This window comes from Gelatiniphilus marinus, from assembly GCF_042684345.1.
Lineage (GTDB): Bacteria > Bacteroidota > Bacteroidia > Flavobacteriales > Flavobacteriaceae > Gelatiniphilus > Gelatiniphilus marinus.
In genome coordinates, this window is the sequence record NZ_JBHULK010000005.1 from 71627 (window position 1) to 88281 (window position 16655).

The 16655-nt window shown below is 36.6% G+C and carries 14 protein-coding genes; 7 read left to right on the forward strand and 7 right to left on the reverse strand.

The genetic code is table 11. The annotated features are described in order from the left end of the window. Together ACFSQS_RS12345 and ACFSQS_RS12350 are read right to left on the reverse strand one after the other, a co-directional pair. Complete coding sequence (locus tag ACFSQS_RS12345; RefSeq protein WP_388019288.1) at positions 1-4563, reverse strand: immunoglobulin-like domain-containing protein; 4563 nt, start codon at positions 4561-4563, stop codon at positions 1-3. A 356-nt stretch (positions 4564-4919) separates the two neighbouring features. After that, positions 4920-5876 carry an HU domain-containing protein gene (locus ACFSQS_RS12350; RefSeq protein WP_388019291.1) on the reverse strand — a complete coding sequence of 319 codons (957 nt, stop codon included), beginning with the start codon at positions 5874-5876 and terminating at the stop codon, positions 4920-4922. A 104-nt stretch (positions 5877-5980) separates the two neighbouring features. Between ACFSQS_RS12350 and dprA the strand changes: the two genes are divergently transcribed. The 3 genes from dprA to ACFSQS_RS12365 all read left to right on the forward strand — a co-directional run bounded on the left by dprA (position 5981) and on the right by ACFSQS_RS12365 (position 7751). Next, positions 5981-7099, forward strand: coding sequence for a DNA-processing protein DprA (gene dprA, locus ACFSQS_RS12355; protein ID WP_388019294.1), 1119 nt, complete (start codon positions 5981-5983; stop codon positions 7097-7099). A 134-nt stretch (positions 7100-7233) separates the two neighbouring features. Beyond that, on the forward strand, positions 7234-7485 hold the full coding sequence (locus tag ACFSQS_RS12360; RefSeq protein ID WP_388019297.1) for a type II toxin-antitoxin system Phd/YefM family antitoxin: 252 nt from the start codon (positions 7234-7236) through the stop codon (positions 7483-7485). Further along, complete coding sequence (locus ACFSQS_RS12365; RefSeq protein ID WP_388019300.1) at positions 7485-7751, forward strand: Txe/YoeB family addiction module toxin; 267 nt, start codon at positions 7485-7487, stop codon at positions 7749-7751. Before ACFSQS_RS12360 ends, ACFSQS_RS12365 begins: the two co-directional genes overlap by 1 nt. A gap of 4 nt (positions 7752-7755) precedes the next feature. Here ACFSQS_RS12365 and trpS read toward each other — a convergent pair whose 3' ends face one another. Beyond that, the gene (trpS, locus tag ACFSQS_RS12370; protein WP_388019303.1) at positions 7756-8724 is read right to left on the reverse strand and encodes a tryptophan--tRNA ligase; all 969 of its coding nucleotides are present in this window, start codon (positions 8722-8724) and stop codon (positions 7756-7758) included. 116 nt (positions 8725-8840) lie between these two features. Here trpS and ACFSQS_RS12375 point away from each other — a divergent pair, with 116 nt between their 5' ends. Then, on the forward strand, positions 8841-9578 hold the full coding sequence (locus ACFSQS_RS12375; RefSeq protein WP_388019306.1) for a lysophospholipid acyltransferase family protein: 738 nt from the start codon (positions 8841-8843) through the stop codon (positions 9576-9578). An 83-nt stretch (positions 9579-9661) separates the two neighbouring features. Here ACFSQS_RS12375 and ACFSQS_RS12380 read toward each other — a convergent pair whose 3' ends face one another. The 4 genes from ACFSQS_RS12380 to recA form a co-directional block, all read right to left on the reverse strand. Further along, complete coding sequence (locus ACFSQS_RS12380; protein WP_388019309.1) at positions 9662-11221, reverse strand: hypothetical protein; 1560 nt, start codon at positions 11219-11221, stop codon at positions 9662-9664. After that, positions 11222-11764 carry an RNA polymerase sigma factor gene (locus ACFSQS_RS12385; protein ID WP_388019312.1) on the reverse strand — a complete coding sequence of 181 codons (543 nt, stop codon included), beginning with the start codon at positions 11762-11764 and terminating at the stop codon, positions 11222-11224. A 31-nt stretch (positions 11765-11795) separates the two neighbouring features. Next, positions 11796-12206 (reverse strand): hypothetical protein, encoded by a 411-nt coding sequence (locus ACFSQS_RS12390; RefSeq protein ID WP_388019315.1) that lies wholly within the window; start codon positions 12204-12206, stop codon positions 11796-11798. Between the two features lie 131 nt (positions 12207-12337). Further along, positions 12338-13348: a recombinase RecA gene (gene recA / locus ACFSQS_RS12395; protein ID WP_388019318.1), complete on the reverse strand. Its 1011-nt coding sequence runs from the start codon at positions 13346-13348 to the stop codon at positions 12338-12340. A gap of 717 nt (positions 13349-14065) precedes the next feature. On the opposite strand from recA, the gene trhO reads away from it, so the two are divergent. From trhO to ACFSQS_RS12410, 3 genes are read left to right on the forward strand one after another with little or no spacing between them, the layout of a single operon-like run. Continuing rightward, complete coding sequence (gene trhO, locus ACFSQS_RS12400; protein ID WP_388019321.1) at positions 14066-15145, forward strand: oxygen-dependent tRNA uridine(34) hydroxylase TrhO; 1080 nt, start codon at positions 14066-14068, stop codon at positions 15143-15145. 2 nt (positions 15146-15147) lie between these two features. Then, positions 15148-16392 (forward strand): peptidase U32 family protein, encoded by a 1245-nt coding sequence (locus ACFSQS_RS12405; RefSeq protein ID WP_388019646.1) that lies wholly within the window; start codon positions 15148-15150, stop codon positions 16390-16392. Continuing rightward, positions 16392-16622, forward strand: a complete 231-nt coding sequence (locus tag ACFSQS_RS12410) for a ferredoxin (RefSeq protein WP_388019324.1) — start codon at positions 16392-16394, stop codon at positions 16620-16622. Before ACFSQS_RS12405 ends, ACFSQS_RS12410 begins: the two co-directional genes overlap by 1 nt. The last annotated feature ends 33 nt before the right edge of the window (positions 16623-16655 follow it).

The window sequence follows — 16655 nt, forward strand, 5'->3', positions numbered from 1 at the left end:
TTAGTTCGCTTTTATAAACTTCTTTGTCATGGTTGCAGTACCATTATTAACTTCAATGTAATACATTCCAGCTTCAAGGTTATTTACCATAACTTCTTTTGTGGTTTTTCCTGTATTTACAACTTGCCCCAACATATTTATTATTTTATAAGACATGTTTGTGCCTTTGGATAGTTGGATGTTTAAAACATCGCCCTTAACGGGGTTTGGATACAGTTTAAATGTATTTAAAGTATTTGTGTTTACATCTAACAATTTGTTTGAATTGTTTTTAGCTAAGGCTGACGATGTTGTTAAATTAATATTATCGATAGCTATATCGGCTTGCCAAGTACTACCTGTTATTCTATTGAATCGTAACTGGACACTACTGCCAACATAGGCTGATAGATTTACATTTGCCGTTTGCCACGAGTTGCCCTTGTTACCGGATTCATTCCAAATGTTTGTCCAACTTATACCATTATCGTTACTAGCTTCTAAAGCAATGGTGCCCATATCTGAAGCTCCATACATGTGATAATTGAAGCTGAATGTTGCTGAAGATTCGCCACTTAAATCATAACAAGGTGAATTAATAATGGCTTGTTTGTTAGGGTATCTTGTACCATTACCTGATGCCTCAACGAAAATATAATAACTGCCTTGAACAGCACTAGATGGCCCTGTATTGTTTGAAGGTGTGCCGTTGGCATCAACGGTCCAGTTTATATCGTCTTCGGTTGATTGTGTCCATCCGCCTAAAGTGTTTTCAAAACCTTCCGTATAAGGAAATGCTGTAATACCACCAGAGCATGGGGTAACCACAACGCCTCCTTCAACCAAACTAACATCGTCAATAGCTATGTCTGCTTGCCAAGTACCACCAACAAATCTGTTAAATCGTAATTGAATACCGCCACCTGTATAAGCCGACACATCAACATTTGCAGTTTGCCATGAATTTCCTTTGTTACCAGATTGGCTCCAAATACTTGTCCACGTAGTGCCTTCATCAGTACTAATTTCCAAATCTATGGTCCCCATATCTGAAGAACCGTACATATGATATTTAAAGCTGAATGTGGCTTCCGCTAATCCACTTAAATCAAAACAAGGCGAGTTTAAAATAGCTCCTTTACTTGGATAATTGGGTGTTGAAGCTTCAACAAAAACATAATAACTGCCTTGAGTAGCACTAGATGGCCCCGTATTATTTGAAGGTGTGCCATTGGCATCAACTGTCCAATTTATATCATCTGATGCAGATTGTGTCCATGCGCCCAAAGTATTCTCAAAACCTTCGGCATAAGGAAATGAAGAAATGCCTCCAGTACATCCATTTGGAACCTCGGCTACGTTTACCGTTCGTGTAACCTCAGTTGCAGGATTGCCAGCCGCATCGCTTACATTATAGGTGATTATGTAAGCACCTGCTACGTTGGTATCAACCGCATCGCCTGCAGTAATTATGCTTGCTGTGATGTCGCCATCTTTATTATCAGTTGCCGTTGCACCTTGTTCGGTATAAACATCGCCCACGTTCAGGTTGATGGTTGATGCGCCGTTGAGGGTGATTACGGGTGCTGTTGTATCTGGAATTACGTTTACCGTTCGTGTAACCTCAGTTGCAGGATTGCCAGCCGCATCGCTTACATTATAGGTGATTATGTAAGCACCTGCTACGTTGGTATCAACCGCATCGCCTGCAGTAATTATGCTTGCTGTGATGTCGCCATCTTTATTATCAGTTGCCGTTGCACCTTGTTCGGTATAAACATCGCCCACGTTCAGGTTGATGGTTGATGCGCCGTTGAGGGTGATTACGGGTGCTGTTGTATCTGGAATTACGTTTACCGTTCGTGTAACCTCAGTTGCAGGATTGCCAGCCGCATCGCTTACATTATAAGTGATTATGTAAGCACCTGCTACGTTGGTATCAACCGCATCGCCTGCAGTAATTATGCTTGCTGTTATGTCGCCATCTTTATTATCAGTTGCCGTTGCACCTTGTTCGGTATAAACATCACCCACGTTCAGGTTGATGGTTGATGCGCCGTTGAGGGTGATTACGGGTGCTGTTGTATCTGGAATTACGTTTACCGTTCGTGTAACCTCAGTTGCAGGATTGCCAGCCGCATCGCTTACATTATAGGTGATTATGTAAGCACCTGCTACGTTGGTATCAACCGCATCGCCTGCAGTAATTATGCTTGCTGTTATGTCGCCATCTTTATTATCAGTTGCCGTTGCACCTTGTTCGGTATAAACATCGCCCACGTTCAGGTTGATGGTTGATGCGCCGTTGAGGGTGATTACGGGTGCTGTTGTATCAATCAGTCCTTGAATGATTACGGTATAATCTTCAACTTCGCCATATTGAAAAGTTTCACAAGATGTTGGAATTGCATTATATTTCATAGAAACACGCATTCTTGTAGAGCCTTCAACTGCTCCGGACGGTATGGTAAAGTTTCCGCTAACTGGTGTTGAATTGGTTCGGGCATTAGTCCAAACTTGTTCACCCGCATCATCAAAATCACCATCAATATTATAATCAATCCAAACAGAATATGCTTCATTATAAATCGTTCCTGTCCATATTGGGGTAACTGTAATCGTAAATTGCGTATCTTTAGTTAATGTAGTTGAAATACTTGTAAAATCAGTATAAAACTGAGCTCCAGAACTATTATCAATAGTATTCAATTGTACTCTTCCTATATATTCGTCATTTACATTTGTGCTTGCTGAATTACAGTAATTTAACTGAACATTTGTGGTGGTAAAGTTTACAGAACTACTATAAGGCGAACTACTTCCGCCATTACAATTACTTCTAACTTGAGCTTCGTATTGTGTTAAAGCGGTTAAACCTGTTAAATTAGTTGAGGCACTAGATAATCCATTTACGTTAGTCCATGTTGAAGCCCAAACTTCTCTATACCTTAAATCGTAAGTTGCACCAGAGGTGGTGTCCCAGTTTAAAGACGCTGTGTTTGCCCCTAAATTAAAGGTGGATAGACCTGTAGGAGCTACAGATCCAATTGGTGTAAATAAAACATCAGGCAATGTAAGTGATTGGTAATCTGATATGGTTTGCCCAGATAAAGTTTCAGACTGGTAACAAGGTGCCTCAAACAGAATGTCGTAAGTACCACCTTTTATTGGTCTGTAGTAATCGCCATGTGAAATGTCGGTTACCGTGTGCGAGCCATAAGCATCATGCCCAACAATGGTTACAGTAGCTTCTATAGGAGTGTTTGTATTTGCATCTTTAACTGTGCCTCTAAAACCATAAGTGCCTTGGGTTAAGTAATCTAACAACGCATCGCGGTTGTAAAGCCAGTAATTTACCAATTGGCTTTCGGGCAAAATTTTGGTATCAGATAATTCAACTGTTATTTCTCTACATTGATGGTAAAAGTTCATAAAATCTTGTCTGCCACCGTAAACACGGTACCATTCTGCACCATGGGTTACTCCTAGACTTGGATATACATTGCTGTCTTCATCAATAGTCATATAAGTAGTGTCGCCAAGAGCATCGCTATCATTCTGAGCGTTTGTCGCATATTCAACTCCCGTAAATTCAAACCAATTGCCGTCTGGATGCGTATATTGGCTTGAATAGGCATTATCGAACGGATAATTTACCAATTCTGTACCGCCATGAAAATTGGCAGAAATAACAAAGTGATTAGCATCTGCTAAAGCCATAAACGCAAGGGTTTCAGTTTGATAGGCATTGCCATCGGTATGTGCTCCTTGTACATTATCTGGATAATTCCTGTTTAAATCTACATTATTGGCATTGCCTCTTCTGGCGTTAACTACTGAGGTATTAGATGGGCTATTATGATATGTGCCATCTGGATTGGCATTTGGGTTTATCCAGATTTCAGAATTTTCCACCAAGTTTTTTACTCTGGCATGATCGCTGTGCATAGGATTTGAGTACACAGTCAATATATAATCTATCAAGCTCAACATCATCGGATATCCTGCAATTTCATCGCCGTGCATTGAAGAGGTAAATAAGAGTTTTGGTTCTTGCTCATCGATTGTAACATTATCCGATATTTTTACAAATAATAATTCTTTATCGCCCTGAGTGGTTGTGCCAATGCTAAATTTATCTACTAGGTTTGGGTAGTCGTTTTCAAAATCCTGCATTTGTTGGGCATATTGGGCATAGGTTGGGTAATTAGCCACAGGAAAATTAAGCGTGTTGGCAAGTCCTTTTGCAGATTGGTTTTTTGAAGCTTTAGATGGATTGTCATAAATTAAATCTGCATCTACTTCATTTTCGCTTACAGGAACTTGGTATGGAATATTTTTTGCTTGAAAGACTCTAAATTGGTTTTTGTTAGCCCATGCTTTAACCGTTTTAGTTTTTGGGTTGTAATGTACTATTGAAAGATCTTTTGTGAAATTATCAATTTCATTTTTACTGTTAACTTTAAAGGTAAAAGTTAACTCTCCTTTACTGGATAAGTATTTTTCTGCTTTTTGGGCATCTTTGCTCTGCGAAAAACTAAAAGCAAAAGTAAACATTAAGGTAAATAGTAATAATTTTTTCATTTGGGTTGGTTGTTAGTTAAAAAATTACGTTGAAAATAAAAGTTTTTTTTAGATTAAAAACATATATTATAGACAATCTTCAAATTATGTAGTTTTTTACGGGTTATCCGCAGTGTTTTTGAAGAAATAACTTATTTTTATACTTAACAAACTGATAGATTTCAGGTTAAGCCAGAAGTAATTTTTTTATTGCCCTGCGTTTTGGCCGTTAAAAGCCAATGAGATTAAATAAAGGTAATTGGCAAGAAAGCCCTAAAGATTTTTAGGCAGCGAAAAGCCGAATGTAATAAAGACTACAGAATTGTTTTCTTAGGCTTATGCTATCTGAAGGGAAATGCAGAGAGCAGCAATTTTTACTAATCTAGTTTTTTAACCAACAACCATGCGTTTTTGTTGTGTGTTTTTCTAATCTCGCGAATGGCTTTAAGGGCTTCTTTACCGGTTTGGTAACTTGCGTAAACTACTTCGTGCAAACCGTATTTGTTTACACCAATGGTTCTGGCATTGAAACCTTCTTTTTTTAGTTGCGCAATAATTTTATTGCAGTTTTCTTCAACTCTAAAAGCCCCTGCAACAATATGGTAATTACCTGTTTGTTTGGTTACATTTAAGGTAATTGCTGGCAACGGATTTAAGCTAAAAGTAGCTTGCTGTATTTTGGTATCGAGTTGTTTTGAGGCTGCTTCTTGTGCTAGCTGGTTGTGCGTTTCAATTTGATTCACATAAAAATTTGAAGCGGCAAAACCACCAAGCGTTAAGGCTACTAAGGCTACGGCGGCATATTTTAAATACGGCCTTTTTGTGGTTGCTGAGCCTGCAGAAGTACTCTTTTTGGGTGTAACGGTAAGCGGAATTACATTTTCTATTTGATCGACTTCTTTTTTATATACTTCGCGAGTTACAGATGGCGATATAAATTGAGATAATCCAAACGAATCGGTTAAATAGTTTAGTTTGTAAGTTGGTTCAAATAAAATTTTACCCTCATTGTTAAACACCAATTCGCCAATATTATTAAACGTAAGTGTTTCGCCTTCAGTTAAATACGATTTAAGTATTTTAACGCGTTTTGCAATTTTTTTGGTGGCAATCTCAAAAGGTATTTTCTCAACATCGGCAATATAATGTGCCAACAAACCATCGTTTTGTTGAATTTGCTCGTTAAACGACACCGCTTTTTTTGGCGGATTAAACATGTTGTTGGAATCGTTAATGCTTGCCGATACCCGATGCGTTAAAAAAGATCCAAATTCTGGAATGGTAACGCACTCGTATCTGTAAAGTAAATCGCTTATGTAGGTTTCTAATTGCATAAAAACAAAGTTAAAAAAATATGCTTTTACATAAAATTTATGCCGAAGTATTTATTAACACTCTAAAAATTCTTTTATTGTAGCTTTAAAACCAAACGCTTATCATGACAGAAAATAATTTGCTTTACACTTTGGCTTTGCAGCATGTACCAAATATTGGCGATATTATGGCAAAACGACTTATAGCGCACTGTGGTTCTGCCGAAGCGGTTTTAAAGGAAAAAAAGCAAAATTTGCTAAAAATAGATGGAATCGGCACTGTTACTTTAAGCGATTTGTATAAACCCCATCATTTAAAAGAAGCCGAAAAAGAGATAAGATTTATAAACGAAAACAAACTCAGGCTTTTATATTTTAAAGACGATAACTACCCAGAAAAGCTAAAGCATTGCATTGATGGGCCTATTTTAATTTTTCAATCGGGCAACATCAATTTGCGGCAAAAACGTATTATTAGCATTGTTGGTACAAGAAAAATTACAACAAACGGTATTGCTTTTTGCGAAAACCTGATTGAAACCCTTTCGGTTTACAACCCAGTTATTGTTTCTGGCTTTGCTTACGGCACTGATATTACCGCGCATAAATCGGCATTAAAAAACAACTTACAAACCATTGGTTGTTTGGCGCATGGGCTGCACACCATTTACCCCAAAGTGCATAAAAAATATATGGCTGAGGTTGAAAAAAACGGTGGGTTTTTTACCGATTTTTGGAGTAGCGATACCTTTAACAAAAACAATTTTTTAAAACGAAATAGAATTATTGCTGGCTTAAGCGAAGCTACCATTGTTATAGAATCTGCCCAAAAAGGCGGAAGCTTGGTTACTGCCGATATTGCAAATTCCTATAACCGCGATGTTTTTGCGGTTCCGGGGCGCACAACAGATTCGCAAAGTGTGGGTTGTAATAATTTAATTAAACACCAAAAAGCCCACATGCTTACCAACCCGTTGGATGTGCCTTATATGTTGAATTGGCAATTAGACGATATTTCGACAGGCTCAATAACCAAACCAGCTATACAAAAGCAACTATTTGTTGAGTTGGATACAACCGAAAAAATCATTTATAATTATCTAAAAGCCAACAATAAACAACTACTTGATGTGATCGCCATTAATTGCGAAATGCCCATATTTAAAGTCGCGAGTATTTTGTTGACCATGGAACTTAAAGGTGTAATAAGGCCGCTACCCGGGAAATTGTTTGAGGTTGTTTAATTTATATATAGATGCAAACTATATATGCGCTAGTTAAAATAGATAATTAGTATCAACAACAACAACAATAATGTACATAATAATGTACATTTGGTATGCCTTTTGTATTTAATGAATTAAACCTAAATTATAAAATGAAAACAATAACATCTACATCTTTACGAAACAGAATGAAATACTTTTTAGATCTGGTTTCTGAATCTTGCGAAACACTTTTAATTCCTAGAAATTCTGAGAATGACGATGCTGTTGTAATTATGCCTTTAAGCGAATATAACTCTTTAATTGAAACTAATTACTTAACAGCAACTGAAGCAAACAGAAAACGCTTAGAAGAATCTATTGCGGAGGTTGAAAAAAATGATTTGAAAAAAGTTGAAGTTTAATGGATGTCTATTTTTCAAGTCATGCATTTGAGGATTTTTGCTATTGGCAGAGTACTGATAAAAAAATATTTAATAAATTAACCAGATTAATTAAAAACACGCAAAGAACCCCTTTTGACGGAATAGGAACTCCAGAACCTTTAAAAGAAAACTTAAGTGGTTATTGGTCTAGACGAATTACACATGAACACAGGTTAGTGTACAAAGTCTCTGGAAATAAAGGAGAACAAATACTTACAATTATTCAATGTAGATACCATTACTGATTTGTTAATACCCAACCTTTTCCCTAACTCGATTCAAAACTTCATCGGCAACTACTTTCGCTTTTTCAGCACCAATAGCTAAGGCTTTATCAACTTCCTCAAGGTTATTCATATAATAATTATAACGTTCGCGTTGTGTTGCAAATTTTTCAACAATCAATTCAAATAAAGCTTGTTTTGCGTGCCCATAGCCATAATTGCCATTTTCGTAATTGGCTTTCATGGCAGCAATTTGTTCGTCGGAAGCCAATAAAATATAAAGCGCAAAGCAATTGCAGGTGTTCCAATCTTTTGGTTCTTCAAGTGGCGTGCTATCGGTTTGAATACCCATAATTTGTTTGCGCAGTTTTTTATCATCTAAAAATATATTGATGATGTTATTTCTGCTCTTGCTCATTTTCTCGCCATCAGTCCCCGGAATAAGCATGGTGTTTTCTTGTATTTTTCCTTCGGGTAACACAAAAGTGTCTCCCATTTTAGCATGAAAACGCGATGCTACGTCGCGTGTCATTTCAATATGCTGTAATTGGTCTTTCCCAACAGGGATAATATTGGCATCGTACAATAAAATATCGGCCGCCATAAGCATAGGGTAGTAAAATAGTCCAGAATTTACATCCTCTAACCTATCGGCTTTATCTTTAAAACTATGCGCTAAGGTTAAACGTTGGTAGGGAAAAAAGCAACTTAAATACCACGATAATTCGGTTACTTGTGGCACATCACTTTGTCTGTAAAACACGGTTTTTTCAATATCTAATCCAAAAGCTAACCATGTGGCAGCGGTAGAATAGGTGTTGTTCCGCAATGTTTCAGCATCTTTAATCTGAGTTAATGTGTGCAGATTTGCAATAAACAAAAACGAATCGTTTTCAGGGTTGTTTGCCATATTTATTGCTGGCATAATAGCGCCTAAAATGTTTCCTAAATGTGGTGTTCCGGTACTTTGTATGCCTGTAAGTATTCTTGCCATGTTTTCATTTCCACGAAAGTGGAAATCTTTTTAAATTAAAACTCAGATTTTATTCTTCGGACAAAGGTAATTTTTTTAATAGAATTGCTCAATACAATTACGTATTTTTGGGCTCCATGAGCATTTTTAAATATATTTTTTGGGTATTGTACCGCATTTGGTTTTATATACTTGTTGCCTTACCCATACTTATTATGTTTCCCATTCTTTTAATATCTATTTTAAAAGAATCTTGGTATCCGTTCTTTTTTAAATTAGCGCGTTTTTGGGCTCGATTTATTTTAATGGGCATGGGCTTTAGGCCTCTAATTGAGCGCGAACAAACACCGGAAAAAGGCAAAAGCTACATGTTTATTGCCAACCACACATCGATGACCGATATTATGCTAATGTTGGTTTCGGTTAAAAACCCGTTTGTTTTTGTTGGAAAAAAGGAGCTGGCTAAAATTCCGCTTTTCGGATTTTTCTATAAACGCACCTGTATTTTAGTTGATAGAAGCTCTGCTAAAAGCAGGCAAGCCGTTTTTTTAAGAGCGCAACGCCGATTGAAAACTGGTGTAAGCATTTGCATTTTTCCTGAAGGTGGTGTGCCAGAAGAGCATATAGAGCTCGATAGCTTTAAAGATGGTGCTTTTCGGTTGGCCATTAACCACAAAATACCCGTTGTGCCCTTAACATTTGCCGATAATAAAAAACGCTTTTCGTATATATTTTTTAGCGGAAGCCCTGGAAAGATGCGCGTTAAAGTCCATAAGTTTTTATATACTGAAAATTTAACGGTTGAAGACACCAAAGCTTTAAACCAAGCGGCCAGACAGGTAATTTTAAGGCAATTGCAAGATTATAATAAATAAGAACTGCTCTGGGGCGAGCAGTTCTTTTTCGATATGGGTTTCCGAGCTTAAAAGGAAACCCATACCTAGATCTAACCAAAAACCTAAAACTTAATAGCAAACCCGGTGTAAACCCCAATAAAATAAGGTTTAAAATTACCGGACGTGTTATTAAACGTATTGATTTGATATTTGAACATCGGCTCAAAATTCAAATCTATTTTTTTTGAAACTTTATAATTTAATCCCACGCCAAAATTGGCACTGTAACTTACGTTGTTAATATTATTCGCTTCGCCCAAAAGGGTTCGAGAGCCCGAAATTTCTGAGAAAACTTCATTTTTATTTAAAAAGAACGAGCTAAAGCCTCCAATAAGGTTAACACCCAATTTTTTATTTGTAAGTGCATACTGAACTTCCAAAGGCACTTCAATGTAACCCATAGCCTGATTAATGGAGGTAGTTGAGCTTTTTGCAAAAGCTTCCGGACTTTTTGCAGAGCTTAAATTATTACCGCTAATAATTGAAACGGCATCAGATATGTTGCTGTTTGAATTTACATTTTGCAACGCGCTCGAACTTGAACTTATAGATTGAAACACCACAACATTATTGGTGTTGTAACCCAAATTAACTTTGTTAATGCCCGTGCGGATACTTAGTTTTTTATTAACCGCATAACTGGCTTTTATACCGTAGCTCATGTTAAGTTCGCCACTTTTAGCGTTATTGTTAAACTGCGGATCTATGGATGAGCCCTCGCCTAAACTACTAAAATAAACAGGGGCAGCATTTGGGGCAATACGCCACCTGTTTAATTTTTCGTACTCTTCTTCTTCAATAATATCTTTGTTTTTTTCTAATGCTTCCTCAATACTATGGGTGTTGTCTTTAGCATTTTTATTGGCCATACTTTTGGTTATTGTATCTGCCAAAATATCGTTGGGTTTTGCATTGGCAATAGCGGTATTGTTTTTTGTTGAATTGTTAATTATTTCGGAAGCTTTTTTAATGTCGATTTGAGGGCTTTCATTTGTTTTTTTAATGACCTCTTTATTTTTTTCTTTTGAATTTTGGGCAACTGCGGTAGTGTTATCCGTTTTTAAGATAGCTTCAGAATTAATTGTTTTTTTATTTGATGGCTGCAGCGTTTTTTGTGTGCCTTCGTTTTTGTGTTTTGAACTTGCGTTTTCGGCAACCGATGTTTTGTTTGAAGGCACGGTGCCATCTGAAGCTTTTTCAATATTATTTTTAATTTGAGTAGCTTCTTTTAATGAATCTTTTTCTGTATTCGTGGTTGCAACTGCTTCTTTTTCGTCAATAATTTTATCCTCATTTATATTGGAATCAATTAAAGTGTTATTGTCGCCTTTGTTCGAATCTCCTTTTAAGTCTTCTAAAAATCCATCTTTTGTATCTACAACCTGCGGAGGTACAATATTGTGGTTATCAGCATCATTAAAAACCAATCTGCCAACGGTTAACAAAAGCACAAGTAAAGCTGCAACGCCAGCGTAGCGCCACCAAACAGGGATAATACGTTGTTTTTTCTTTTTCTTGTTAAGTTGGGTTTCAATATGTTTCCAAACAGCATCATTGGGCGTGGCTTCAAAATCTTTAAAGCGCTCCTGGAACAGTCTGTCTATATGTTTTTTATCGTTCATTTATAAGGATTGTAAACGTTGTGTTGCTTTGTGATTCTCAATATTTTCCTTTAAAATCTGGCGTGCACGTGCCAGATTGGATTTTGATGTGCCTAAGTTTATATCTAGCATTATCGCTATTTCTTTATGCGAATACCCGTCTAAAACATAAAGGTTAAACACCAAACGGTAGCGGTCTGGCAATTCTTGAATTATTTTTAAGAGGTATTCTATGGGAACCTGGTGCTCGTCGATCTCTAATTCAACCTCATCGGCTGCATGTTCACTTACAATATCAAAAACCTTTTCGTTTCGGTAACGTTGTAAAACGGTGTTTACCGTTATTCGCCTTAGCCAACCCTCAAAAGAGCCTTTGCCTTTATACTGCTTTATGTTATCGAAAATCGTTAAAAAGGCGTCTTGTAAATTATCTTCGGCTTCGGCATAATTCCTCGAATACTTTAAGCACACAGAGAATAGTTTACTCGAAAAGAGCTTGTATAATTCTCCTTGGGCTTTAGTATCATTACTTCTACAATTTTCTATGAGTTGACTTAAACTCAAATTAAAACATGTATTTGTTAATGGGTTAAACTCAATTTGTAACGGGCACTTCTATAATTAGGTATTTATCTTCCCCGTTGGTGTCTTCGCCTTGCCAAAACTTAAATATATAAGAGCCGTTGCTGGTAACAATAAAATTGAATGTGGCCTCTACCAATTCGTCTGTTAGGGTATCGCAACTGTTCTTTTCAAGTACATAATTAATGGCTGCAACCGTTCGTTCGTTATTTTCTTTTAAATAATAAAACTCTTTAAAAGCATGACAGGTTGATGGCTTAAAATAGGAAACCGTTATCGGGTAGGTTTCGCCTAAAGTAAATGCATCGGGGATATCAACGCTTTCTATGGGTAAAATTTCAAAGCTATAGTTTTGGCTATCATCATCTAGACTGCATGATGCAAATAAAAACACTGCTAAGCTTAGGGCGACAAACTTTTTCATTGCAATTAATTTTTTTGTTTTTCTTTTTTTAATACATGTTTTTGTCTTTAATAGATGCGAAATATGCAAAAAGGTTGCGTGTAAAATTATATTAATTGTAAAAAAAATCCCGATAAGTCGGGATTTTTAAATTATTCTGTTGCTTTTAAAGCGGTTCTAATTTTTTCTTCGAGCTCGTCCATGAGCTCCGGGTTGTCTTTAATAATGGCTTTTACAGCATCTCGACCTTGACCCAGTTTGGTGTCTTGGTAGCTAAACCAAGAGCCGCTTTTTTTAACGATTTCGTGCTCTACGGCGACGTCTAAAATTTCTCCCACTTTGCTTACGCCTTCACCGTACATAATGTCAAATTCGGCCAATTTAAAAGGTGGTGCCACTTTGTTTTTAACTACTTTTACACGGGTTTTGTTGCCTAAAACATCGCCGTTACTGTCTTTTATTTGAGTAGAACGACGAATATCCAACCTTACCGATGCATAGAATTTTAGGGCATTACCACCAGTTGTGGTTTCAGGATTACCAAACATAACGCCTATTTTTTCACGTAACTGATTAATAAAAATTACGGTACAATTGGTTTTGCTTATCGAGGCGGTTAGTTTTCTTAAGGCCTGAGACATTAAACGTGCGTGCAGACCCATTTTCGAGTCGCCCATCTCTCCCTCAATCTCGCTTTTTGGCGTTAAGGCAGCAACAGAATCTATAACCACAATATCTATAGCGCCAGAGCGAATTAAATTATCGGCAATCTCTAAAGCTTGCTCGCCATTATCGGGTTGCGAGATAATTAAATTATCGATATCGATACCAAGTTTTTCGGCGTAAAACCTATCAAAAGCATGTTCGGCATCAATAAAAGCCGCAATACCACCTGCTTTTTGGGCTTCGGCAATAGCGTGTAAAGTTAGCGTGGTTTTACCCGACGATTCCGGGCCGTAAATTTCTATAACACGCCCACGTGGGTAACCGCCAACGCCCAAGGCAATATCCAGCCCTAACGATCCTGATGGAATGGCCTCTACATCTACAACGGCGGCATCGCTCATTTTCATTACGGTGCCTTTACCATAGGCTTTATCTAACTTATCTAAAGTAAGTTTTAGTGCTTTTAATTTAGCTTCTTTTTCTTTTTCGTTGCTCATTTTCTGTTTTTCTGAAATTTATTTAGGCTAAAATACTACATCTTTTTTCATGTTACAATAATAGTTTTCAACATTAAAATATTAAGCGAATAAATTAATTTTTTTTTGATGATTTTTAAAATGAATACCAAACACCGCGCAACCTTTTTACATATTTTGCATCTCTATAATATGCTGGCTATTTTTAAACATTTCTAAAATTTTAGTTGCTTTTTTGTGCATGATATTGGTTTCTTGTGATTCTCAAAATGAAGACGCGTTAAATCAAACCGGAACTGTATTAAACCAAACCTCATGTCGCGGTGGCCCTGAGCCTGTTTTTATCATTAAGATTAATGAAAACAATTCTATAATAACGGCTACACTTCCTAAAGCATTTCAAAAGCCCAACTTGAAAATTCAATTTAAAACAAAAGAAAAATCCTCGATATTGTATTGTACCCAGAATAAAATCTACCCTGAACATTTTGATGTTTATGATGTTATTTCAATATAAAATCGAAATTACCACGCAACCTTTTTGCATATTTTGCATCTATATAACAAACGCAGGAAATTTTTTGCTATGAAATTTACCTAATGATGGTTTGAACATAGACTAACTCGAACTGTTTGTTAAGCACCTTTAATTTAAAAAAGGTGCTTTTTTATGCATTAATATTAAAGTCGTACTTTTGCGCATCAAAAATAGTCTTTAAACTTAAATATTAGTATAGCATGCAACTGTACAATACGTTAAGCGCAAGAGAAAGGGCAGCATTAATCGAAAAAGCAGGAAAAGATCGGTTAACGCTTTCTTTCTACAAATACGCTAAAATTGCCAATCCTCAAGAATTTAGAGATCAACTATTCATTACTTGCAATGCTTTAGATGTTCTGGGCAGAATATACGTTGCGCACGAAGGTGTTAACGGGCAATTATCGCTTCCGGCAGATCGTTTTAACGCCTTTAAAACCCATTTAGATACTATCGATTTTTTAAAAGGCATTCGATTGAATATTGCCATCGAGCAAGACAACATGTCTTTTTTAAAATTAAAAATAAAGGTGCGCCACAAAATTGTTGCCGATGGGTTAAACGATGATACTTTTGATGTTACAAATAAAGGCATTCATGTAGATGCCGAAACCTTTAACAATTTTATTGAAGACAAAAAAACGGTTTTGGTAGATATGCGCAACCATTACGAAAGCGAAATAGGCCATTTTAAAAATGCCGTAACGCCAGATGTGGATACGTTTCGAGAATCGTTGGATATTATTGAAGACGATTTAAAAAACCATAAAGAAGATAAAAACCTAGTTATGTATTGTACTGGTGGCATTCGCTGCGAAAAAGCCAGTGCCTATTTTAAACACAAAGGTTTTAAAAATGTTTACCAATTAGAAGGCGGTATTATAGAATATACACGACAAGTAAAAGACAAACAGCTAGAAAATAAATTTATTGGAAAGAATTTTGTTTTTGATGAGCGCAGAGCCGAAAAAATTACAAACGATGTAATAGCACAATGCCACCAATGCGGCAACCCTTTTGATGTGCATACCAATTGCGCCAACAATGCTTGCCATTTATTGTTTATTCAGTGCGAAACCTGCAAAACAGAAATGAATAATTGTTGCTCTGCAGCTTGTAAACACATTCATGCTCTACCATTCGAAGAACAAAAAGCAATCCGCAAAGGACAAGGCAATAGCAACGATATTTTTAAAAAAGGACGTGCAGACCATTTGCCCTATAAAAAAGATTTAAGAAATATTTTCGAAACTTTAAAAACCGATAAAAATAAAAAGTGATGATGCAGAAAATAGAATTAATGGCACCCGCGGGAAATTTCGAATCCCTCCAAGCCGCTTTAGATAATGGTGCAGACTCGGTGTATTTTGGCGTAGAGCAATTAAACATGCGCGCCAGGGCATCTATTAATTTTACTTTAGATGATTTGCCCGAAATAGCCAAACGCTGCCAAGCTAAAAACGTACGAACATACCTTACCTTAAACACCATTATCTACGATCACGATTTATCCATTATTAAAACCTTGCTTAATAAAGCTAAACAATGTAACATTACAGCGGTTATAGCCATGGATCAAGCGGTAATAATGGCCGCGAGAGAAGCCGGAATGGAAGTGCATATCTCAACTCAAATAAACATTACAAACATAGAAACGGTTAAGTTTTATGCCATGTTTGCCGATACTATGGTGTTAAGTAGAGAACTTAGTTTACGCCAAGTAAAAAAAATCACAGAACAAATTGAAAAAGAGCAGATAAAAGGCCCTTCGGGGAAGCTTGTTGAAATCGAGATTTTTGGACATGGCGCTTTATGTATGGCGGTTTCTGGTAAATGTTATATGAGTTTGCACGCTTATAACTCATCAGCAAATAGAGGGGCTTGCAAACAAAACTGTCGAAAAAAATACACGGTTATCGACCAAGAAACCGGCTTTGAAATGGAGCTGGATAACGAATATATTATGTCGCCAAAGGATTTGTGCACCATCGATTTTTTAGATCAAGTTGCCGATGCAGGCATTAAGGTTTTAAAAATAGAAGGGCGTGGTCGTGCTCCAGAGTATGTAGCCAAAGTTATTAAATGCTATCGCGAAGCTATTGATAGTGTTGCAAACGGCAGTTACAATAAACAAGAAGTTATTGTTTGGATGCAAGAATTGGAAAAAGTTTACAATCGTGGGTTTTGGAATGGTTATTATTTAGGTCAAAAACTAGGCGAATGGAGTAAAGGTTCTGGGTCTCATGCTACACAAAAAAAGGTTTATATTGGCAAAGGCGTGCATTTTTTCACAAAAGCCAAAATTGGAGAGTTTAAAATTGAAGCGTTCAATTTAAACATTGGCGATACCATTTTAATCACAGGGCCAACAACCGGAGCCAAAGAATTTGAGGTAAAAGAAATGCTGGTAAATGATGAAACATTAAGTAAAGCCACAAAAGGCGATTCTGTAACTATTCCGTTGGATTTTAGAATCAGGCCTTCAGATAAACTATACAAAATCGTTGAAAACAAAGTAGAAGCCTAATGGTAGTAGTAACGCTGCAACGCAACAAGTGCATAGGGTGTAATTATTGTGTAGAATTGGCCCCAAATCAATTTAGAATGTCTAAAAAAGATGGCAAATCCGTACTGCTTCACTCCAAGGAAAAAAAAGGGTTTTCCACCTTAAAATCCAACGACCATATCATTTTTGAAGATTGCTACAAATCCGCCAAGGCCTGTCCCGTAAAAATCATTACCGTTAAGACTATTTAAATGTAAGATGCTTTTTAAAAGTCGCTATAATAA